This is a genomic window from bacterium (assembly GCA_035703895.1).
Classification (GTDB): domain Bacteria; phylum Sysuimicrobiota; class Sysuimicrobiia; order Sysuimicrobiales; family Segetimicrobiaceae; genus Segetimicrobium.
The window spans coordinates 1-19,674 of sequence record DASSXJ010000008.1; the positions used below are offsets into that span (position 1 = coordinate 1).

The 19,674-nt window shown below is 67.0% G+C and carries 25 protein-coding genes and 1 tRNA gene; all 26 read right to left on the minus strand.

All coding sequences use genetic code 11. The features are described from left to right. The coding region (locus VFP86_00310) for a hypothetical protein (protein HET8998068.1) at positions 1–353 on the minus strand (353 nt) is incomplete at its 3' end. Positions 354–845: 492 nt separating this feature from the next. Further along, positions 846–920 (minus strand) — tRNA-Ala (locus VFP86_00315). Positions 921–966: 46 nt separating this feature from the next. Further along, a complete protein-coding gene (rsfS, locus tag VFP86_00320) occupies positions 967–1,305 on the minus strand; it encodes a ribosome silencing factor (GenBank protein ID HET8998069.1) in 339 nt (112 codons plus the stop codon). Then, on the minus strand, positions 1,305–1,949 hold the full coding sequence (nadD, locus tag VFP86_00325; GenBank protein ID HET8998070.1) for a nicotinate-nucleotide adenylyltransferase: 645 nt from the start codon (positions 1,947–1,949) through the stop codon (positions 1,305–1,307). Before nadD ends, rsfS begins: the two co-directional genes overlap by 1 nt. Beyond that, positions 1,942–3,021, minus strand: a complete 1,080-nt coding sequence (gene obgE, locus VFP86_00330; GenBank protein HET8998071.1) for a GTPase ObgE — start codon at positions 3,019–3,021, stop codon at positions 1,942–1,944. The genes nadD and obgE overlap by 8 nt, the downstream gene beginning before the upstream one ends. Positions 3,022–3,078: 57 nt before the next feature. Then, on the minus strand, positions 3,079–3,339 hold the full coding sequence (rpmA, locus tag VFP86_00335) for a 50S ribosomal protein L27 (GenBank protein HET8998072.1): 261 nt from the start codon (positions 3,337–3,339) through the stop codon (positions 3,079–3,081). Beyond that, positions 3,329–3,661, minus strand: a complete 333-nt coding sequence (gene rplU, locus VFP86_00340) for a 50S ribosomal protein L21 (GenBank protein HET8998073.1) — start codon at positions 3,659–3,661, stop codon at positions 3,329–3,331. Before rplU ends, rpmA begins: the two co-directional genes overlap by 11 nt. Before the next feature lie 54 nt (positions 3,662–3,715). Continuing rightward, the gene (locus tag VFP86_00345; protein ID HET8998074.1) at positions 3,716–5,443 is read right to left on the minus strand and encodes an Rne/Rng family ribonuclease; all 1,728 of its coding nucleotides are present in this window, start codon (positions 5,441–5,443) and stop codon (positions 3,716–3,718) included. Between the two features lie 7 nt (positions 5,444–5,450). Next, positions 5,451–6,662, minus strand: a complete 1,212-nt coding sequence (rodA, locus tag VFP86_00350) for a rod shape-determining protein RodA (GenBank protein ID HET8998075.1) — start codon at positions 6,660–6,662, stop codon at positions 5,451–5,453. Beyond that, positions 6,659–8,413 carry a penicillin-binding protein 2 gene (gene mrdA, locus VFP86_00355; GenBank protein HET8998076.1) on the minus strand — a complete coding sequence of 585 codons (1,755 nt, stop codon included), beginning with the start codon at positions 8,411–8,413 and terminating at the stop codon, positions 6,659–6,661. Before mrdA ends, rodA begins: the two co-directional genes overlap by 4 nt. A 53-nt stretch (positions 8,414–8,466) precedes the next feature. Then, positions 8,467–8,973 (minus strand): rod shape-determining protein MreD, encoded by a 507-nt coding sequence (gene mreD, locus VFP86_00360; protein HET8998077.1) that lies wholly within the window; start codon positions 8,971–8,973, stop codon positions 8,467–8,469. Then, complete coding sequence (gene mreC, locus VFP86_00365; GenBank protein HET8998078.1) at positions 8,970–9,809, minus strand: rod shape-determining protein MreC; 840 nt, start codon at positions 9,807–9,809, stop codon at positions 8,970–8,972. The genes mreD and mreC overlap by 4 nt, the downstream gene beginning before the upstream one ends. A gap of 8 nt (positions 9,810–9,817) precedes the next feature. Further along, positions 9,818–10,855 carry a rod shape-determining protein gene (locus VFP86_00370; GenBank protein ID HET8998079.1) on the minus strand — a complete coding sequence of 346 codons (1,038 nt, stop codon included), beginning with the start codon at positions 10,853–10,855 and terminating at the stop codon, positions 9,818–9,820. Beyond that, on the minus strand, positions 10,852–11,616 hold the full coding sequence (radC, locus tag VFP86_00375; protein HET8998080.1) for a DNA repair protein RadC: 765 nt from the start codon (positions 11,614–11,616) through the stop codon (positions 10,852–10,854). Before radC ends, VFP86_00370 begins: the two co-directional genes overlap by 4 nt. A 123-nt stretch (positions 11,617–11,739) precedes the next feature. Continuing rightward, the gene (locus tag VFP86_00380; protein ID HET8998081.1) at positions 11,740–12,009 is read right to left on the minus strand and encodes a DUF4321 domain-containing protein; all 270 of its coding nucleotides are present in this window, start codon (positions 12,007–12,009) and stop codon (positions 11,740–11,742) included. A 143-nt stretch (positions 12,010–12,152) separates the two neighbouring features. Beyond that, the gene (tatA, locus tag VFP86_00385) at positions 12,153–12,335 is read right to left on the minus strand and encodes a twin-arginine translocase TatA/TatE family subunit (protein HET8998082.1); all 183 of its coding nucleotides are present in this window, start codon (positions 12,333–12,335) and stop codon (positions 12,153–12,155) included. A 70-nt stretch (positions 12,336–12,405) separates the two neighbouring features. After that, on the minus strand, positions 12,406–13,422 hold the full coding sequence (locus VFP86_00390) for a polyprenyl synthetase family protein (protein HET8998083.1): 1,017 nt from the start codon (positions 13,420–13,422) through the stop codon (positions 12,406–12,408). Between the two features lie 16 nt (positions 13,423–13,438). Next, the gene (locus VFP86_00395; protein ID HET8998084.1) at positions 13,439–13,576 is read right to left on the minus strand and encodes a hypothetical protein; all 138 of its coding nucleotides are present in this window, start codon (positions 13,574–13,576) and stop codon (positions 13,439–13,441) included. Beyond that, complete coding sequence (locus tag VFP86_00400; GenBank protein HET8998085.1) at positions 13,577–14,149, minus strand: hydrogenase iron-sulfur subunit; 573 nt, start codon at positions 14,147–14,149, stop codon at positions 13,577–13,579. Beyond that, the gene (locus VFP86_00405) at positions 14,137–15,294 is read right to left on the minus strand and encodes a cytochrome b N-terminal domain-containing protein (protein HET8998086.1); all 1,158 of its coding nucleotides are present in this window, start codon (positions 15,292–15,294) and stop codon (positions 14,137–14,139) included. Before VFP86_00405 ends, VFP86_00400 begins: the two co-directional genes overlap by 13 nt. Continuing rightward, on the minus strand, positions 15,287–15,481 hold the full coding sequence (locus tag VFP86_00410; protein ID HET8998087.1) for a hypothetical protein: 195 nt from the start codon (positions 15,479–15,481) through the stop codon (positions 15,287–15,289). Before VFP86_00410 ends, VFP86_00405 begins: the two co-directional genes overlap by 8 nt. Before the next feature lie 3 nt (positions 15,482–15,484). Beyond that, a complete protein-coding gene (locus tag VFP86_00415; protein ID HET8998088.1) occupies positions 15,485–15,820 on the minus strand; it encodes a hypothetical protein in 336 nt (111 codons plus the stop codon). A 1-nt stretch (position 15,821) separates the two neighbouring features. Continuing rightward, positions 15,822–16,973, minus strand: coding sequence for a cytochrome b N-terminal domain-containing protein (locus VFP86_00420; GenBank protein ID HET8998089.1), 1,152 nt, complete (start codon positions 16,971–16,973; stop codon positions 15,822–15,824). Positions 16,974–16,982: 9 nt separating this feature from the next. Further along, on the minus strand, positions 16,983–17,618 hold the full coding sequence (locus VFP86_00425; GenBank protein ID HET8998090.1) for a hypothetical protein: 636 nt from the start codon (positions 17,616–17,618) through the stop codon (positions 16,983–16,985). A gap of 60 nt (positions 17,619–17,678) precedes the next feature. Then, positions 17,679–18,548, minus strand: a complete 870-nt coding sequence (locus VFP86_00430) for a c-type cytochrome (GenBank protein ID HET8998091.1) — start codon at positions 18,546–18,548, stop codon at positions 17,679–17,681. A gap of 255 nt (positions 18,549–18,803) precedes the next feature. Continuing rightward, positions 18,804–19,628: a hypothetical protein gene (locus VFP86_00435; GenBank protein HET8998092.1), complete on the minus strand. Its 825-nt coding sequence runs from the start codon at positions 19,626–19,628 to the stop codon at positions 18,804–18,806. Positions 19,629–19,674: the final 46 nt, after the last annotated feature.

Below are 19,674 nucleotides of genomic sequence, written 5' to 3' on the forward strand. Positions count from 1 at the left end.
CCGGAAAGGACCGGCTTCTGGGGCCGGATCAGTTTGGCCGAAGGCGTCGCGGGAGGCGGGAGTTTCCCCCCGGGAGTGACCGCGGGCGGCACACTGACATCGCTGGGGGCCCTGAGAGCACGGGCGGTGGGCTTGCTGGGACCCTCGATCTCCCGGTCCGCCTGCAGGATTGCGGCGAGCACCGCCTGCATGGCCTGCGGCGTGTAATGCTCCCCTGTGTCAACTCCTCGCCTGATGGCGTCCCAATACTCCGCCGCTTGTCTCCGCAGGACACTTGGATTGTCGCCCGCCATGTACCGCCGGACGACCACCAATCCGTGCAGGGCATCCTGATCCAGAGGATTGATGGACAAGATCTCCAGGAAACCATCCTGGGCCTCTCGCAAGTGACCACCTTGCAATGATTTCCATGCCTTCGCAGGCGGCCCCTGAAGCAGAGCTGGCCCGGTCGGAGCTGGCCAAGAGCTTAGCGTGCGGGGTCCCAACGCTTCGCGGGGGACATGCAGCCGTTCCGTGAGGGCAGATTTGTAGATGACGAGAGCCACCGTACCCACCAAAAGAACGGCAAGCGCCGGCACGAGGATTTTCCGCATGGCCACCTCAGGCGAAGGGGAGCGACGTTTCTGCGGTGCGGCGAGTCACGGCACCTTCCTGTTGATGCCAAGAATCCTCATCGTGGATATGCCCACCCGCACCCGCTCCTAGACACTCCATCAAGTTGGAACAACGCGATAGCGCCCAATATGCCCACGAACGCTGGGACGCGGACGAGCGATCTTTGTTCTTACATTCGGGAGAAAGGCAAATTAGAAACAGCGGTTACAGGCGGACACCATTGTCAGGCTTGGTGGAGCTGGAGGGAATTGAACCCTCGACCTCCTCTACGCCAAAGAGGCGCTCTCCCGCTGAGCTACAGCCCCATAGAACCCGGGACGTCGAGTATTATAGCACACCAACCGCCGCGCCCTACCGCTCGACGATCGCCGCGTCGCCCCAGAGGCGTTCGAGATTGTAGTACTCGCGCTCGAACGGCGCGAAGAGGTGCACGACCACGTCGCCAAAATCGAGCAGGACCCAGCGCCCGCCCTCGCGCCCTTCGGCGCGGGCAGGCCGCTCGCCCTCCGCCCGCAGGGCCTCCTCGACCGCCTCGGTAATGGCCCTGATCTGGAGGCGGTTGGTGCCGCTGGCGATCACGAAGTAATCGGTCACGGGCGTGTGCTCCTGCACGTCCAGCACCACGACCCGTTCCGCGAGCTTTACCTCTGCGGCAGCCGCCGCCAGGAGCGCTTTGCTTCTCGCCTCCACTATCGCTCCTGCTCGCGGGCACCGGCCGGTGTGGCCACGTACAGCTGGTGCTTGGCGATATACTCTTCGACCGACTCCGGCACAAGGTACTTGATGGGCCGGCCGTTCGCGACCCGATCTCGGACGTCGGTGCTGCTGATCGCAAGCGCGGGGATTTCCATGGTGTGCACGTTGCGCAGCCGCTCCCCCAGCCGGTGATTGGCAGAGATCCACACGGAGGAATCGACGTGGTAGCCGGGACGGCTTGCCGCGATGAACTGGCACAACCCCAGCAGCTGTTCGGTCTCGCGCCACTCTCCATGCAGAATTTGGCGGAGCGCGTCGGCGCCCGTGATATAGTACAGGTCATCGTCCGGGCGCGTACGGCGCAGTTCGCGCATCGTGTCGATCGTGTACGACGGACCCGGCCGGTCGATCTCAATCCGGGACACTGTAAAATGGATGTTGGTGACCGTCGCGAGGAGCGTCATCAGGTACCGATGCTCTGGGTCGGAGACTTCGCGGGGATCCTTGAGGGGCGGATGACGGTTGGGGACGAAGATCACCTGGGAGAGCCCAAACTGCCAGCGCGCTTCGCCGGCGGTCACGAGATGGCCATAGTGGATGGGATCGAACGTCCCCCCCATGATGCCGATCTTACGCACGCCGGCCTCCGGAATCGGGCGCCTCGGGCGCCGTCCCCACGCTCGTCTTCTCCCCGCCGGAAGGGTCCTCCTCCGGTCCGCCCGGAGAGGCGCGCAGGAGGTTCTGGACCGCGGCGAGGAGCGCCGGGACGCCGTCGCCCGTGGCGGCGGAGATGGGGACCACCGTCCGACCCTGCGCGCGGAGGCGCGCCGCGAATCCCGCCCACCGCGCTCGGGCCTCGGGAAGGTCCAGCTTGTTGGCCGCCACGATCGTCGGACGGCCATCGAGGCGCGGGGCGTGCATTGCGAGTTCTCCCTCGACCGTCGCGAGTTGCGTCTCGGGGTCGTCTGCGGAGAGGTCGAGGACGTGCACCAGCACCCGCGTCCGCTCGATGTGCCGGAGAAACTCATGCCCGAGCCCGGCGCCCCGATGGGCGCCCTCGATCAACCCCGGGATATCGGCCACGACGATCCCCGGCGCACCCCCGAGCGACACCACCCCCAGCACGGGCTCGGTGGTCGTGAACGGATACTCTGCCACTTTCGGGCGCGCGGCCGAGATGCGTCTCAGCAACGACGATTTGCCGGCATTGGGGAGCCCAACCAATCCAACGTCGGCGAGCAGGCGGAGTTCCAGACGCAGGCGGCGGTCCTCCCCTACCCCGCCCGGCTCCGCCTCACGGGGCGCCCGATGGGTGGGCGTCGCGAAGTGCGCGTTCCCTCGCCCGCCGCGTCCCCCCTTTGCCACCGTCACACGCTGGCCGGGCACCACCAGATCGGCCACCGGCCCGCCCGTTCCATCGTCGAGCACGGTGGTCCCCACCGGCACGGCGATGACCAGGTCTGCTGCGGAGCGCCCGGACCGGTCGCTGCCCTCGCCATGCGCGCCGCGGCCGGCGGCGAACCGCTGGCGATACCGAAAGGCGAGCAGGGTATTCACATCGGGATCGGCCGCGAGGATGACGTCGCCCCCCCGTCCGCCGTCCCCCCCCGACGGTCCTCCCTTCGGGACAAACTTCTCCCGCCGGAACGCGACGCAGCCGTTCCCCCCGTTCCCAGCCTTGACGTGGATGCGCGCGCGGTCGATGAACATCGCGGCTCGAATCAAAAAACCCCGGGCTCGAAGAGCCCGGGGCGGCGCATCGAGGGGCTACGCTCCGACCGGCTGGACCGAGATCTGACGACGGTCGCGGCCGCGCCGCTCGAATCGCACGACGCCGGCGGTCAGCGCAAACAAGGTGTCGTCTCGCCCGAGCCCGACGTTCACCCCCGGCAGATACCGGGTTCCCCGCTGCCGGACGAGCACGGATCCGGCGAGCACCTGCTGCCCGGCGAACCGTTTGATCCCCAGCCGCTGGGCATTGCTGTCGCGGTTGTTCCGTGAACTGCTGCCACCTTTCTTATGCGCCATGCGACCCGCCCTCCACTTCGATCCGATCGACCCGGACCCGGCTCAGGGGCTGACGATGCCCCACGCGCCGTCGGTAGCGCTTTTTGGGGCGAAACTTTCCGACGATGATCTTGCGACTTCTCGAGTGCGCCAGCACCGTCGCGCTCACACGGGCGCCGGGGACCGTCGGGGTGCCCGTCGTGACCTGCACGCCATCCACGACCATCAGCACCCGCCCGAACGTGATCGCCGATCCGCTGGCGTCGGGCAGGCGATCGACTTCGACGACCTGCCCCGGTTCAACGCGCAGTTGCTTGCCCTGAGCTTCGATCACTGCGTACATGATGGCTCACCCCTGCTCTGGCTCACGAAATGTTAGCACGGGACCGGAGGGGTGTCAACGACCGCCGGCGTGCGTGCCCTCACGCCGGAACGCCATCCGCCGGGAGGCGGACCGGCCCGCCCACCATGATCGGAGCCGCCCAAGCACGCCGCGGGAGCGCGAGGTCCCGGCGGACGCGGTGGCCCGGTCCTCCCCATCGTCCTCCTCCGGCCCGCCGATCTCGGCGTGCACCGGCTCGAGCCAGACGAGCGCGCTGCCCTTGCCGTTTTGCGTGGCCGCGGTCTCCTGCTCGGCCGCTTCGACCGAATCGCTGGCGAGCACGCTCACCCGCTCGAGGTGGACGCCCGGGCGGGCACGGACGAGAATCGTCTTTCCGGACTCTTTCGCGACCGCGTCGGTCCACCGGGCGTCCGCGGCGAGCACCGCCGCGACTTCGGGATGCACCTGCGCGACGAGACACCGTCCCCGAGACGTTTGGGCGAGGCGGCCGAGTTCCCTCCGCACGCGCGCCGCCACGCTTTGCGGGGACAAGACCCGACCGCGGCCTTCGCAGTACGGGCAGGGAATCCGCATGATCTCATCCAGGTTCTGGTAGACCCGCTTCCGGGTGAGCTCGACCAGCCCCAGCCCCGTGAGGTCGACGATGTGCGTCTTGGTCCGGTCCGCCGTCACCGCCTCTTGCAGCGCGGCGACGACACGGCGACGGTGCTTGTCGGACTCCATGTCGATGAAATCCACGAGGATCATGCCGCCGATGTCCCGGAGCCGGACCTGCCGCGCCACCTCCGCGGCCGCCTCGAGGTTCGTCCGAAGAATGGTACTGGGTTGATCGGTTTTTCCGACGTACTTGCCCGTGTTGACATCGATGACCGTCGCGGCCTCGGTCCGGTCGAATACCAGATAGCCGCCGCTGCGGAGCCAGACCTTCCGGTGAAGGGCTCGTTCAATCTCGCGTTCCACCCCGAAGGATTCGAACAACGGCCGGGCGCCGTTGTGCAGCTCGAGACGGTCGAGCAAGTCTTTCGGAAACGAGACCAGCAACTCCCGGATTCGCTCGAGTTCCGGGCCGGAGTCGACGATGAACCGGTCCACCTCGCCGGTAAACAGATCCCGCACGACGCGGCCCACCAGACCCAGATCCTGATAGAGCAACGCGGGAGCCCGCGCGGCGCGTGCCCGCTCCGTCACCCCTTCCCAGAGTTGGATCAGATAGCGCACGTCATCGGCCAGGTCCCGTTCGGCGATTCCGTCGGCCGCCGTTCGCACGATGAGGCCCATGCGCTCTCCTCGGCCGGCCCGGGGAGGCCGGAGCCGCTCCGCGAGGCCCCGAAGCCGCCTGCGCTCGTGTTCGTTGTCGATCCGCCGGCTCACCCCGACCCCGTTCACGGTGGGCATCAGGACAATGTAGTGTCCCGGCAGGGCGACGTACGTGGTCGCGCGTGCGCCCTTGCTGCCGCGTGGCTCTTTGGTGACCTGCAGGAGGATCTCTTGCCCAACGCGCAACCGCTCGGCGATGCGGCCCCGGCCGATCGGGTCCTCCAGTTCCTCCCCGCCAATCCGTTCCGACCGGATGTCGGCGAGAGGGAGGAACGCGTTGCGCTCCAGGCCCACGTCGACGAACGCCGCTTCCATCCCCGGGAGGACGCTGGCGACCCGGCCTTTGTAGATGTTGCCCGCGAGCGGCTCGCCCCGCTCGACCATGATCCCGGAGAGCACCCCATTTTCGAGCACGGCGACGCGGACCTCGAACGGGTCCACGCTGGCTAAGATCTCTCTGCCCATCCTCGAGTCACTCCTCATGCCGCTCCGGCCCTCGCATCGAGCGGATCAGATGCGCAGGGGCCGGGGAGGCGTCAAATCCAATCCCCACCCGTTGGTGGCGCATGCCGATGCTCAAGAGCAGCGCCGTCGCCCACACCATCGCCATGAGCGCGCTCCCGCCGTAGCTGATGAACGGCAGGGGGATGCCGGTGATCGGCATGATCCCGACGGTCATCCCTACGTTCACGAAGACGTGGAAGGCGACCATGGACACGATCCCCACCGCCGCAAGCGCGCCGAACCGATCGCGGGCCACTGCGGCGATGCGGAGACCCCGGTAGACCCACAGCAGAAAGAGGCTCAGGAGCACCACGGCCCCCACGAATCCGAGCTCTTCACCGATCACCGAGAAGATGAAATCGGTGTGGTGCTCAGGAACGAAGCGCAGCACGCCTTGGGTACCCGCGAACAATCCCTTGCCCCATTCCAGGCCGCTTCCCACCGCGATCTTCGACTGAATGATCCCGTACCCCGAGCCCAGCGGATCCAAGGTTGGGTGCACGAACGCCAGGAGCCGGCGCCGCTGATATTCTTTCAGGAGCCGCCAGAAGATCGGGACCAGAACCAGCCCGGCGGCCCCCAGCGTGGCGAGATCCCGCCGGCGTGCGCCGGCGGCGTAGAGCATCCCGATGAAAATCGCGCCGTAGACCAACGCGGTTCCGAGATCGGGCTGCTTGAAGATCAGCAGCATCGGGATCGCCACATGGCCGAGAAAGGGCGCGAGATCCCATACCGATTGATACGGGCCTGGGCGGTCCGTGAGGTATTTGGCGAGCGTGATAATGATCACGAACTTGGCGATCTCGGAGGGCTGAAATTGTCCGAGCGGGCCGAGAGGGATCCAGCGCTGTGCGCCGAGGCTCGACCGCCCGATGTGCGGGACCAGGACCGCGCCGAGCAGCAGCGCGTTCACGACGTAGAGGATCCGCGCGCTCGACGCGAACGCGCGATAATCGATCGCCAGGATCAGCCCGCCGACAATCAGACCCACGGCCAGGTGCAACGCCTGGCTGCGGAGGTAGAGAAACGGTCGAGTGGAGACGTGGGTGCTGCTGTAGACCATGACGAGACCGAATCCGATGAGCCCGAGCGTCGACAGCAGCAGCAGGATGTCGACGTTCCTGAACAGCCGGGCCGGCCCGCCCGGCTGCGGGAGCGGAGGCCCCGCGAGCGCGCTCATGGATGCGGCGCCGGTCGGACGTCGAAGGCCACCTGCAGCACCCGCTGGACGATCGGCGCCGCGAACTCCGCGCCGAAGCCCACGTTTTCGACCAGGGCGACGACGACCAGCCGCGGCGAGTCCGTGGGTGCGTATCCGGCAAACCACGCGTGCGGCTTCCCGTGTGGGTTCTCCGCGGTTCCCGTCTTGCCGGCGACCGCGAGCCCGGGGATTTGGATCGATGCCGCGGTGCCGCGTGTGACTACCGCCGCGAGGCCCGCCCGGAGCACCGCGATCGTCTGCGGGTTCAGGCGCACTTCCCCGGTCGCGGGAGGCGCCACGCGCCGCACCAGCTGTCCCTGAGGGGTGGTGATCTGCGTGACGAGATGCGGAGTGACGAGGCGGCCCCCGTTCGCGACGGCGGCGAGCAGCCGCGCGACTTGAATCGGCGTGGCAAGCGTGTAACCTTGGCCGACCGCGCTGTTGAGGGTGTCTCCGGCATACCACGGCTCCTTCCACACCCGGGCTTTCCACGACGGATCGGGAATGACGCCGGCGCTCTCCTGGACCAGGTCGACCCCCGTGGTCTGTCCCAGCCCGTACATCCGCGCGTACTTCGCCAAATTGTCGGGACCCACCGGACGGGCCAGCGTCCAAAACACCACGTTGCACGATTGGGCGATCCCTTCGAGGAAGTTGAGGTTCCCGTGGGCCTCATGATCGTGAAAGATATGGCCGCCGAGATTGTAGAACCCGGGACAGTAGAATCGAGTGTCGGTGTTGACCAACCCGAGATCCAGCGCCGCGGTGGCGGTGACGATCTTGAACACCGATCCCATCGGGTATCCGCCTTGGGTCGCCCGGTCGAGGAGCGGCTGGAGCGGATCCCGTAGCAGCCGGGTCCACGCGGTCGTCGTGATCCCGGTCGCGAAGAGGTTAGGGTCGAACGCCGGATGGCTGGCGAGCGCCACGATGGCCCCGTCGTTCGGATCCATTGCCACGACGGCACCCACACGGGAGCCGAGCGCGTCCTCGGCGGCCTTTTGCACGTCCAGATCGATCCCGAGGGTCAACGTGTCTCCGGTGGTGGGCGGGATCTTCGCGATCACCCGCAGCGGCCGGCCTTGGGCATCGACCTCGGCCTGGATCTGTCCGTGGCGCCCCTTTACAAAGCGGTCGTAGATCCGCTCGATTCCGTCCTTGCCGATCAATTCCCCGGCTTCGTATCCCTGCGTGCGCAGGGCCGCAAGATCGCGATCGTTGATCTCCCCGAGGTAGCCGAGGAGGTGCGCGGCGAGGGTGCCGTAGAGATAATCCCGGACCGGCTCCACCTGCACGAGCACGCCGGGGAGGTCCATACGGTCTTCCTCGAGCGCGGCGATGGCCTCCTTGGGAACGTCGCGCCGCAGCCGGACCGGCTCGAACGGCCGGTCCCCGGCCGCGTCGATCTTGGCGATGATCTCCGGCACCGGCATGCCGAGCTTGCGGGCCACCTCGGGGAGCACCTGCTCGGGATGCCGCAACTCCGTCGGGAGAATGGACACGGTGAACGCCGGGCGGTTGAGGGTCAGGGGGCGGCCCCGACGATCCTTGATCAGCCCCCGTGGGGGCACGACGCTGGTGATTCGAAGCCGGTTCTCGTCGGCCAGGCGGAGGAAGTACTCGCCCTGGACGATCTGGATCTGCCAGAGCCGGACCGCCAGCACCAGAAACAAGCCGGCGATGACCGCCAGCAGCGTGGTGAGGCGGCGCTCAAAAACCTCGCGATCCATCGAGGCCGATCCTCCCACGGTGGGGGGGCTGGCGGAAAAACGGAGGGTGAGCCTTATCGGGATGCTTCACGAAACCGAACGAGCGCCCCGTCCAGGTAGCGGAATCCATGAAAGATGGGAATAGCAATGATGCCATTATAGCATGCGGCCGCGACGACGACCCGCGCGACCTCGGGAATCGGCCCTTGCAGCAGGCCGACGAGGTGCGCCGCCAACGCCCATACGCTTACTCGCAAGCCGCTGAGCGCGAAGGCCCCCACGACCGGAAGCCAGGTGCTTTCTATATAAATGAAGCGCTCCCCGAGCCCGGCAGCAAACCCCACACACATGTTGGCCAACATCGCCAGGCCCAGCGGGACGCCGGTGGTGATGTCTTGGAGCAATCCGACCCCCGCTCCCACGAGGGCCCCTTCCTCGGACCCGTGGAGGACCCCCACAGCCATCACGAAGAGCAGCAGGGGATCTGGAACGGCGCCGGCGATCGACGTGCGCGCGAGCCAGGTCATCTCAAACCCAAGCCCCGCCACGACAAGGAGGAGATACACCAGGTACCTGATCATGGGGCGGCCTGCGATCCCCCGCCGACCAGGATCAGCATCTCCTCGAGGTGGTTGAGGTCCGCTCCCGGCCGGACGAGCGCTTCCTGGAACAAATCGCCTTCGGTCCGAGAGACCCCCACGACGGTGCCCACAGGCAGGCCGCGGGGGTAGATCTCGCCGAGCCCGGCGGTGACCACCTGATCTCCCGGAAGGATCTCCGCGTCACGGGACAGGTACTTGACGTGGAGGACCGGCTGGCCTTGCCCTTCCGCCACGCCGGCATCCCGTGACCGACCGACGAGCACGCCGGCCGCGCTTCGGGGATCCAGGATGAGGAGCACCCTCGCCCAGGTGCCGGAGGCCTCGATCACGCGGCCCACCAGGCCGTCGCTCGTGATCACAGGGTCGTTGCGGCGAACGCCGTCCGCCGTCCCCCGATCCACGAGCAGGGAGTTGAACCAGTGGCTCGGATCCCGGCCGATGACGCGGGCCGCGACCGTGTGGTAGGGTTGGTCCTTGATCCCGACGAGACTACGGAGGCGCGCAACTTCCAGCCCCGCTTCGTGGAGTCGGGCGTTTTCCTCGCGAAGCCGGGCGACCTCGGCCGTGAGGCGCGCGTTCTCCGTCCGGAGGCGACCGATCTCCGCCACGAACGCCCACTCCCGGTCCACCACGTCGCTGATCCGCGAGAGGCCGGTCGCGAGCGGCGCGACCGCCGCCTCTACGGCCACACCGATCCAGCCGATGCGGCGCTTGTCGGGAGACCGCACCTGGTCGGTGAGCACGCCGAGCGCGAGAATGCACAACATGGCGAAGACCACAAACCGCCGGCGGCGGACAACCGTATCAAGGAACACAACGACCTCTAGGACTTCTTGCTCGTAATGAGCACCTTCTTCAAGGTCTCGATCTCCTCGAGGGCCCGCCCGGTCCCCAACACCACGCTGCTCAGGGGGTCGTCCGTGAGCGTCACCGGCATCCCCGTTTCCTCGGCGAGGAGCCGGTCGAGACCCCGCAGCAGCGACCCACCACCGGCCATCACGATTCCGCGATCAACGATGTCGGCGGCCAGCTCCGGCGGCGTCCGCTCAAGGGTCATTTTCACCGCTTCCACGATGCCGGCGATCGGTTCGGCCATCGCCTCGCGAATCTCGGTGCTGGTCATCCGCACGGTTCGCGGCAGCCCCGACACGAGGTCGCGGCCGCGGACCTCGATCGTCTGCTCCTCCCGCTGCGGGAACGCGGAGCCGACCGCGATCTTGATATCCTCCGAGGTCCGTTCGCCGATCAGGAGGTTGTACGCCTTCCGCGCATACTGAATGATCGCTTCGTCCATTTCGTCTCCCGCGATCCGAAGGCTGCGCGCGGTCACAATCCCACCAAGCGCGATGACGGCGACTTCTGTGGTTCCTCCGCCGATGTCCACGACCATGCTTCCGATGGGCTCCGAGACCGGCAGGCCGGCCCCGATCGCGGCAGCCATCGGTTGCTCGATCAGGTACGCCTCGCGGGCGCCGGCCTGCAGCGTCGCATCGATGACGGCGCGCTTTTCCACCTCGGTCACCCCGCTGGGAATCCCGACGACCACCCGCGGTCGGATCAGCGTCCGGCCCCGCAGGCCATTGCGAATGAAGTAGGTCAGCATCGAGGCCGTCGTGTCGAAATCGGCGATCACCCCGTCCCGTAACGGCCGGGTGGCGACAATGTCTCCGGGGGTCCGGCCGATCATCTTTTTCGCTTCGTTCCCCACCGCCAGGATTTCCCCGCCATCCACCCGCTTGGCCACGACCGAGGGCTCGCGCAGGACGATCCCCTCGCGCCGAACGTATACCAGCGTGTTGGCGGTCCCGAGATCCACGCCCATATCCCGAGTGAACCGGCTCAACAGCCCATTGAAAATCATCCGTCCACGCTCCTCTCCTCCTCTCGCGCCCCGTCAAACCGTGCGCCCTGCTCCCGGAGACTGACGAAGCGGCGGTCCCCAATGATGATGTGGTCAATGATAGGAATACCCATTACACCCCCGGCCCGGCCAAGCCTGGCGGTGACCGCCAAGTCGGCCTGGCTGGGAGTCGGGTCCCCGGAGGGATGATTGTGAACCAGGATCACGCCCGCGGCGCCGTGCCGGACCGCGGCCTTGAACACCTCGCGGGGGTGGACCGGAGAGCTGGCCAGCCCGCCCCGGGAGACCTCGATCCGTTCTGTGACCTCATTCTTCGTGTTCAACAGGAGCACCCAGAAGCACTCGGTGTCCTGAAACCGGAGATCGGGCGCCATGAGCGCGACGGCGTCCGCAGGGGCCCGCACGGCAGGGCGGACGCGGGCCGGGAAGGTGGCAAGGCGGCGTCCGAGTTCGAACGCCGCGAGAAGATGGAGGGCCTTCACCTCCCCGATCCCTACGGTCCGGCGCAACTCCCGCGCACTCGCCCCCGCGAGCCGGTCCAAGCTCCCGTACCCGCACAAGAGATCGGTCGCGACCTGAAGGGCGCTTCGCGTACGTGCTCCCGTTCGCAGGAGCACGGCGAGGAGTTCAGCGGGGCTGAGCGCAGCGGGTCCCTCCGCGAGCATTCGCTCGCGAGGCCGAAGCTCCGCAGGAAGGTCCTTCATCCGAGGCGGCCGGCCGGGGGCGAGCACCTTCGACTCCCGTTCGCGAGCGGGACGCACCGGGAGGTTCCTCCAGGGGCGGGCCGAGTGCCTCAAGGGTGAGACAAGCACACGAAGGGGGGTGAAACCGGCGCCCGCCGACGAGGTGCGCCGCCCCCACCCCCACGTCCAGCCACGCCCGATCTATAGCATGCGGAACACGTAGGCCGCCACGAGTATACCAAGGAGCACCGCGAGGTTCAACCGAAGGGTGAATCCCAACGTCAGCGTGAGCACGTGTAGATCGATCGTGACGGGGGGAGCCAGACCCATGGTCAGGGAACGACCCAGCCACGAGAGGTACGTAAACTGACCGACGGCGTTGGCTAGGACGCTCCCCAGCATGGCCCCCGAGATGACGATGATGACAAGCACCCACCACGGATTGCGGCCTCGCTTTGGAATCTTGGCCACCCGTCACCCCCCGAGGATGGTCAGGGCCGACCGGCGCGGGCCACCACCCATGGAGGTGGCGGTCAGGCAAGCAAAAGGAGCGGCATCTCACCGCCCCTTCGTATGCGCTCGGGCCGGTCCCGACGCGAGGGAGCCTGAATCGGTCAGCTCTTCTCTCCGCTGCCCTTGTCCGGGGCTGCGCCCTTGGGCTCGTCAGGTTTTGTGGCGTCGCGAAACTCTCGCATGGCTTTACCAACAGCCCCGCCCAGGCCCGCCAAGCGACTCGGTCCGAACAGCAGGATGACAATCACTAGGACAATGATGAGTTCCCAGAACTTCTGGCCCATACCGCACCTCCGGCCCTTTCCGGCCCTCATTATACACGCCAGCGACCTGGGACGCCACCAAGTTCCAGGCCTAGCGGCTCCGGATGGTCACGAACTCCACCAGGGCCGCCAGGCTGTCCCGGGCCGGAGAGCGGCGGATCCGGCCAAGGCTCGCGGCCGCGCGCTCGGCGCGGGCCTTCGCCACATCCAGGGCATGCGCGATCGCGCCACACCGGGAGAGAATCTCCCCCACTTCTTCGGACGCGCCTGGGGGACCGTCTTCCCCCGTGGGGCCTTCCCCCGAGCCGGAGTCGGAAAGCCCGGCGCCGTCGATGAGCTCCCTGAGGCGCCGGCGGTCGGGGGCCGGCGCGGTCGCGAGTGCGAAGATGATTGGGAGCGTCACCTTGCCCGTCTGGATGTCGCTCCCGATGGGTTTGCCCACTTGGTCGGGGGTCGCCGTGAGATCGAGCGCGTCGTCGGTGATCTGAAACGCCATTCCCCACTCGAGGCCGAACTCAGAGAGCGCCGCCGCCTCGCGCTCGCGGGCGCCCGCGGTGAGGGCGCCACACCGGCACGCGGCGCTGAAGAGTTGGGCTGTCTTGCCCTCGATGATGTCGAAGTAGATCGCTTCGTCCGTGTGCGGGGTGTTGCCGTGCTTGATCTGCTTGATCTCGGCCTGACTCATCTTCACGGTCGCGCCCGCCACGGCCGCGGCGAGGTCCGCGCTGTGGAGACGCGCGAGCATGTGGAACGCCTTGCTGAACAGATAGTCCCCCAGCAGCACCGCGACCTGGTTCCCCCAGATCGCGTTGACCGACGCCTGCCCGCGTCGCACGGCCGCCGCATCGATCACGTCGTCGTGGATCAGCGACGCGACGTGGATCAATTCCACGGCGCCGGCCACGTCCATCCGCGCCCCGCTGCCCCCTCCACACGCTTGGGCGCTCAGGCAGACGAGGGCGGGCCGCACGAGTTTCCCTTTCGTATGCAGGACATGCGCGACCAGCTGGCCGATGAAGGGATCGTCCGCAGAGAGCTCATCGTGCAGCAGCCGACTCACGACGTCAAGGTCCTCGCGGACGGGATCGTAGATCCTGGCGAGGTCCATGACGCGGGCGACGGGCCTACGCCTCCGCTACCAAGCCGAAGAGGGCGACAAAGAAGACCAGGCCGAGGAACAGCAGCCAAAAAATCATGTACCGCCAGAAGACGGTGGTCGCGCTGGGGCCCGCCGCCGGCGTCCCGGGGCTGCGCTGCGCCACCTACGATCCCCCCTGCCCCGGGGGTGCGCCCGGTGGTGTCTCGCCGGCGCCCCCTTCGGTGGGACCCGGCCTACTCGGGCCGCCGGGGGCAGGCGCGCCTGCGGCAGCCGGGGTCGCTGGGGCGGCGGCGGCCTTACGCGCCGCCGGCGGTGGAGGGGCCGGCAACTTCGCGACCCGGTCGCTGAACTCGCGGACCGCGGCGACGAACTCCGCCTGTTCGTGCAGACCGTGAAAGATCGTGCCGACGCGATCGGGCTGGATCTTCTGACGCTCCAACCGCCGCCGCATCTGGACCACGCGGTCCGCGATGAGGTTGTTGCCGAGACGGTTAAAACAATCGCCCAACGGACACCCGCACACGAACGCGCCGTCGGCGCCGTTTTTGAGCGCGAACTCGAGCCACGAGGGACGGATGAACCCGGAGCACGGCACTTTAATGAGGGTCACGCCGGGGAGATCGCGCATCGTCCCGTCCTCACGCACCAGCCCTTCGCTGCTGACGGCCCAATCGCACAGAAATCCGACGATGCGGGGGCGGCGATCCGCGGCCGCGGACGGCTTCACGTCCGACATGCGTCCAGCACCTTCCCTTGGATGTCGCTTTCGAGAAACCGGGGGAGCTCCAGCGCCTCAAATGGGCACGCGCCGATGCAGATCCCGCATTCCACGCACCGGGACTCCAGCACGATCGCGAGCTCCTTCCTGGCCTGGGCGGCTCTGGTCACCCCGGGGTGAGGGCTCGGGACCATCACAATGGCATCGTACGGACAGTCATAGTAGCAGAGCTCGCACCCCGTGCAATTCGCATCCACCACTTGGGCGATCCCCGCGTCCCGGATGCCCATCTCCGCGGGTGTCTCGGGGAGCTGATAGGGAATGTAGAGGCCGTACACGACGAGCACGACGGCCAGGGCCACGAGCCAGGCCGGCGTGATGTACTTCAGAGCCACGTAGGGGAGCAGGAAGAACCAGTCGACGGCCAGCCTGTCCGGCGCGGCTCCGGTCGAGGCGAGGGGTTGGCTCGCCGCCGGGATCACGGCGGACAAGAGAAACACCGCCCCGAGCGAGAACAGCGTCCACACGGCGGGCGGCCAGACCTTGGGGTGGCGGACGCGGACGTAGTGCCACCACAGCAGCACGTAGAGCGCGGTGGCGGGGCCCACGTGGAGGAACAACATCCGCGGCAGCAGGAGGTTGGTCGTGCCCGCCCCGCCGAAGAGGGCGGACCGGAGCGCGCCGCCAACGATCGGGATCGCGGCGAGCGAGTTCCCCGTCATCGCGACCAGCAGTTGGGCGCGCTGGTCCCAGACGAGCATATACCCGTTCACCCCGATGAAGCCCGCGAACACCAGCAGCATCATGCCGCTGATCCAGGGCTCGTCCCTGCTGAACCGGAACCGTTCCGTGAACCAGTTCCGAAAGAAATGCAGCAGGATGGCGACGATGAACCCGTCGGCGGCATACCGGTGAATCCCGCGAATGATCTGTCCGTACGGCACGCCGTCCAGGATGTAATCCACAGACGTGTAGGCGTCGTTGAACGACGGGACGTAGTACAGGAAGAGAAAGATCCCGGACAACACGAGGACCGTCAGAAAGAGGTTGGACAGCCCGCCCGTGTAGTAGAGCGGATTGAAGTCCGCCGGATAGATCCGGTTGATCCAGACATCGAGGCTCAAGGTCCATCGGAGGAGCCCGTTGAGCAGGCGCTTATACACCGGTCAGCCCTCCCTTACGCAGGAGGAGGAGGATGAACGAGTACGCGATCAGCACGACCCCGATGAACCCGCCGGTCCACAGCCGGTGGTTTGTCAACTCCCCCCAAAACATCCCGATCACGCTGACCAGGCTCACCAACGCGAGGAGCACGATCCAGACGCCGTAGGGCACGGACTCGTCCTGCACGCCCTACCCCCTCCCTCGTCCCGGTGAGACCGCCGCCGGCGGGCCGCCGCCTAGCGGCCCTCGCCGGAGCCCGGGGCGGGACCCGGCGACGCGCCGTGCCAGGATCCACTCGTAGAGCCTAATCGGCCGGCGAACCCGGCCGGCTGCGCGGTCGACCTCATAGAGGAGGAACCCCAGCCACAATCCGACGATGAGCAGGCCGCATCCGAGCACGGCCACCTGGACGGCGTGTTGCATCCCAGGCGCCGTGCGCCACATCCTCCAGGCGGCGAGGAACTCGCTCAGGCCCGCGATCGCCGTCCCCAGGAGCACGTAGAACAGCCCTTTGCGGAAGACCATGCTACGACGCCGCCGCCGTCGCCCTCGGAGCGGGGGGCGCGGGACGGGCCGGCGGGGTTTGCGCCTGGCGCGCCTTCCGCCGGCGGTGGACGAGCTCCCACATGAACGCCGCCACCATCACCACAGCGGTGACCGCCATGATGATCGGCGGATCACGGCTGATGACCGCGATGTTCAGCATGATAAGCGCCGTGAACGCGATGAAATACACGAGGGCCAGCATCCCCACCGTGAAGAACAGCGGGCGTTCCAGGGGGCGCGTCTCCTTGGTCCGGTCGAGGAACGGCACCAGCATCCCGTACCCGATCAACAACGCCGGTGCGATCCCCGCCCACAGCGGCGGCATGTACTTCACCAGCTGGTACAGCGCGAGGAAGTACCAGTCCGAGAGGATCGGCAGCGGCGTCCGGTTGGGGTTCGCCCAGCGGCCCATGTCCGTCAACCGCTCGAAGCTCAACCACCCCAGGAACGCCAGGACCAGGACGATCACAAATGGGGACAGGTTGAGCCGCCTCCGGCGCGTCCGGTAGAAAAACACCTCGGCGAGGATCACGAACACCACCGAGATGCCGAAGTGGATCGCATAGAACCGGGTGATGGTGGCCTGCCCGACGGCCGGGCCCCCCAGGAAGATGTACGTGATCGCGTGTCCCAGCCCCGTGTTCCCGAGCAGGGGGATCTCGTCATAATAGGTCGGCACGGTGAGCACGGTCTTGGCCGCCCAGAACGCCCGCTGGTTCCAGATCAGGAGATAGCCGGTGATCCCCGAGATCATCCCCAGCACGAGGGATGCGAACAGGATCATCCAGGAGAGCTCTCCTGGCTTCTTGTACTCGCCGGCGAAGTACATGCGGTAGATGCGGAGGGTGATGCAGATGATGAGCATGTCCGCCGCGTACTTGTGCATCCCCCGGACCAACCAGCCGAACGGGATGTCGTAGGTGATGTGCTCGATCGACCGGTACGCGCCCGTCGTCGTCGGGATGTACCACAGCATCAGGATGACGCCGGAGACGATCACCACCATCCACGAGAGCCACACCAGGCTGCCGATGATGTACAAGGGGTTGTCCTGCTTGGCGGTCTTGGTCTCATCGAAGAGATCCAGGTGCTGCTTGCGGTCCTGGAGCCATTCCTTGAGATTGGCGAGCATCGCGTCCACCTAGGCGATCCCCCCCAGTTCGGCCCCGGTGACGACGATGTCTTCGCCGCGGATCTCGAATTCGAAGTAGCGGGCGCCCCGCGGGGCGGGACCGGAGATGACGTTCCCCGGGTCGTTCGGGAACGCCGGATCGTAGATGCTGAGGTGACACGGACACCCCATCAGCGCGTGCTTCTCAAACTCGGGAGGCACATACCCTCCGTACCCCGCCGTGATCTCGTGGAAGTCGGGGATGAAATTGAAGATGCACCCAAGGTGCGGACAGATCCGCTGGAACAGGGCGATGTCAGTCTCGCCCTTGTACCCGACGAACCCCGACGCGTTCTCAAACTTCACCTTTTTAGGAAGGCGCACCGCCACCCCGGCGATGTTGGCGGCTTTGTACCCCGTCGGATCGTACTGGACGAATTTCTGGACGTACGTGAAGTAGAAGAAGTCCCACGGCTTTGCCAGCGCCGTCGTCTTCCCCACGACCTGGGCCCCGCCTTTGGGGAGGTCCGGTTTGATGGTGAAGATCTGCCAAGGGCCGTCGTTCGGCTTGAGGAACCGGAATAACGGCGACAGCACCGCCACGAGCCCCCCGAGCACCGGGATGGCCGTCAATACCTTCAAGAGCCTGCGCCTGCCTACCGTCATACGGCCCGCGTCCCCCCTATCGAACGGCGTTCGTATCGCATGGGGCCCCGCCCCTCTATTTTACTTAATCGGCGGGTGCTTGTAGAAGAACGTGTAGATGTAATCCACCAAACCATTGAGTTGGTCCGCCGACAGCTTGCCCCGGTACGACGGCATCAGCCCATGCCCGTCCAGGATCGCATTGGTCAGCTCACTCGGGTTGCGCTGGACGATGTAGTTGATATCCGTGAAGATCCCCGGCCCCTCGCCGCGCGACCACGACCACAGCTGGCCGGCCATCTCGGGACCTCGAGGGCCTTTCCCATCGCCGTTCGCCCCGTGGCACACCGCACACTGTTCATCGTAGAGATGCTTGGCGGCGCTGAGTTCCTCGGGCGACGTCCGGAACATCATCTCGTAGGCGTTGGCGTCCCAGCGCTGTTGGTTGGTGATCGTCGGATACTTGTTGGCGCCGAACGATGCTTCCGGCCCGAACGCCGGCATCGCGGTGTGGGGACGGCCGAGGGTGACGGTCTCGTAGAGGATCGCCGGGGTGATCACGTTTTCCAGATCCCGGTTGTGGAAATTGACCGGCTTGCTCGGAAGCGGTTCCCGGTTCAGTTCGATATGAAACACGCCGAGGAGCGCGGTCAGGACATCCTTATCGGGGGCCTTCAATGTGGCCGCCATCGGGCCGTTCCCGTCACCGTTCATGCCGTGGCACACCGCGCAGTTGGCCTCGAAGACCTGCTTGCCCGTGATCGCGTCGGGGACGATGGGCTGTTCGTTCTCGTCGATGACGAGGGGGATCTCCACTTCCTGGGGAGGGGGCAGCGCCCGGTCCACCTTGGCCCGAGACACATCGACCGACGGCTGGCACGCGGTGAGGGCCAGCACCGCCACGAGGGCTGGGACGGCGCTCGGCCAGGCTTCGGGGTTCCTCAACCACATGCCGGTCTGTCCTCCCTCTGCATCCGGCGCGCACCACACCCCCGCATCAAACCGCCGAGTCCGGGCTGCCCCGTGCACGCCGACGGCAGCCCGCGAAAAAGCAACGATCGGTGAAGGCTCCGCTTGTATCGGTTCGGAGACACCCCGAGGCGATGACGCAGATCTGACACGGGCCATGCTTCTTCCACGAGATCGTTCCGGTCTCCTCCACCCACGGCACGCGCGCCGGGCGTTCCGGACCGACCTCGCTCGGCGTTAGGTGGGGCCCCTCCGGAACCGTCTGAGCGCGATCGTCAATCCACCGGCGAGCACCACCCCGAGCCCCGCAGCCACCGCGCCCGGCCAGGGGTCCCGGGCGGACGGCATCCCGCGCAGGCGCACCACCACCTGTCCGCCGGCAGGGAGCGGGCCGCCGGTCAATCGCTGATACCGCCCCCTGGGTCCGGTCACCGTGCCTTGTGCGGTGAGACCATCCGCCTCGGCGCGAACGCCGACGTCGGCAACGAGCACCTCCACGTCCTTTGCCCCGTATGGGAGCGACCACGCGAGGCGGAGTGCGGATTCCCCGGCGCCGAGCTCGTACGAATAGGCCACCTGGGCGGTCCCTGGAGTGAGGGGAAAGACATCCGTGATGCGACCGGCGGCGATGTGTGGATCCCGCCATCCCGCGAGCGCGCTCACGGTTTCCGCACCCGACGGCAGCGGGAACACGAGCGGATCCCGAGGGCTCACCACCACGGTCCGATCGGTGGCGTTGGCCAACCCCTGCACCACGCTCACCCGCACCGCCCCCCTCGCTACGTCGAGCACGGCCAACGCGACCGTCCCGCGCACCGCTCCCCGGTCAGATGACGGCTCGTACACTGGGAGATCTATATCGCGAACAGGGGCGTCGGCGGAGAGCACCACGCGATCGCTTGCGTATCGAACCCCGCGGTACTCGGTGCTGAGCACGAACACGCGAATGCCCCCGAGGGGGAGACTTGGGAACTGAAACCGGCCCGCGGCATCCGAGCTCACCGCCTGATCGGACGATGCGCCCCGTTCGACGATCGTGAGCCGGACGGGCTGATGGGCCACCGGGTGTTGTGGCGCAGTGCGATCGATGACCCGGCCCCGAATCTTG

Coding starts and splice junctions, on each gene's coding strand:
- obgE (HET8998071.1), bottom strand. CDS start 3,021: ATGTTCATCGACCGCGCGCGCATCCACGTCAAGGCTGGGAACGGGGGG.
- rpmA (HET8998072.1), bottom strand. CDS start 3,339: ATGGCGCATAAGAAAGGTGGCAGCAGTTCACGGAACAACCGCGACAGC.
- rplU (HET8998073.1), bottom strand. CDS start 3,661: ATGTACGCAGTGATCGAAGCTCAGGGCAAGCAACTGCGCGTTGAACCG.
- VFP86_00345 (HET8998074.1), bottom strand. CDS start 5,443: ATGGGCAGAGAGATCTTAGCCAGCGTGGACCCGTTCGAGGTCCGCGTC.
- rodA (HET8998075.1), bottom strand. CDS start 6,662: ATGAGCGCGCTCGCGGGGCCTCCGCTCCCGCAGCCGGGCGGGCCGGCC.
- mrdA (HET8998076.1), bottom strand. CDS start 8,413: ATGGATCGCGAGGTTTTTGAGCGCCGCCTCACCACGCTGCTGGCGGTC.
- mreD (HET8998077.1), bottom strand. CDS start 8,973: ATGATCAGGTACCTGGTGTATCTCCTCCTTGTCGTGGCGGGGCTTGGG.
- VFP86_00370 (HET8998079.1), bottom strand. CDS start 10,855: ATGATTTTCAATGGGCTGTTGAGCCGGTTCACTCGGGATATGGGCGTG.
- tatA (HET8998082.1), bottom strand. CDS start 12,335: ATGGGCCAGAAGTTCTGGGAACTCATCATTGTCCTAGTGATTGTCATC.
- VFP86_00390 (HET8998083.1), bottom strand. CDS start 13,422: ATGGACCTCGCCAGGATCTACGATCCCGTCCGCGAGGACCTTGACGTC.
- VFP86_00400 (HET8998085.1), bottom strand. CDS start 14,149: ATGTCGGACGTGAAGCCGTCCGCGGCCGCGGATCGCCGCCCCCGCATC.
- VFP86_00415 (HET8998088.1), bottom strand. CDS start 15,820: ATGGTCTTCCGCAAAGGGCTGTTCTACGTGCTCCTGGGGACGGCGATC.
- VFP86_00420 (HET8998089.1), bottom strand. CDS start 16,973: ATGCTCGCCAATCTCAAGGAATGGCTCCAGGACCGCAAGCAGCACCTG.
- VFP86_00425 (HET8998090.1), bottom strand. CDS start 17,618: ATGACGGTAGGCAGGCGCAGGCTCTTGAAGGTATTGACGGCCATCCCG.
- VFP86_00430 (HET8998091.1), bottom strand. CDS start 18,548: ATGTGGTTGAGGAACCCCGAAGCCTGGCCGAGCGCCGTCCCAGCCCTC.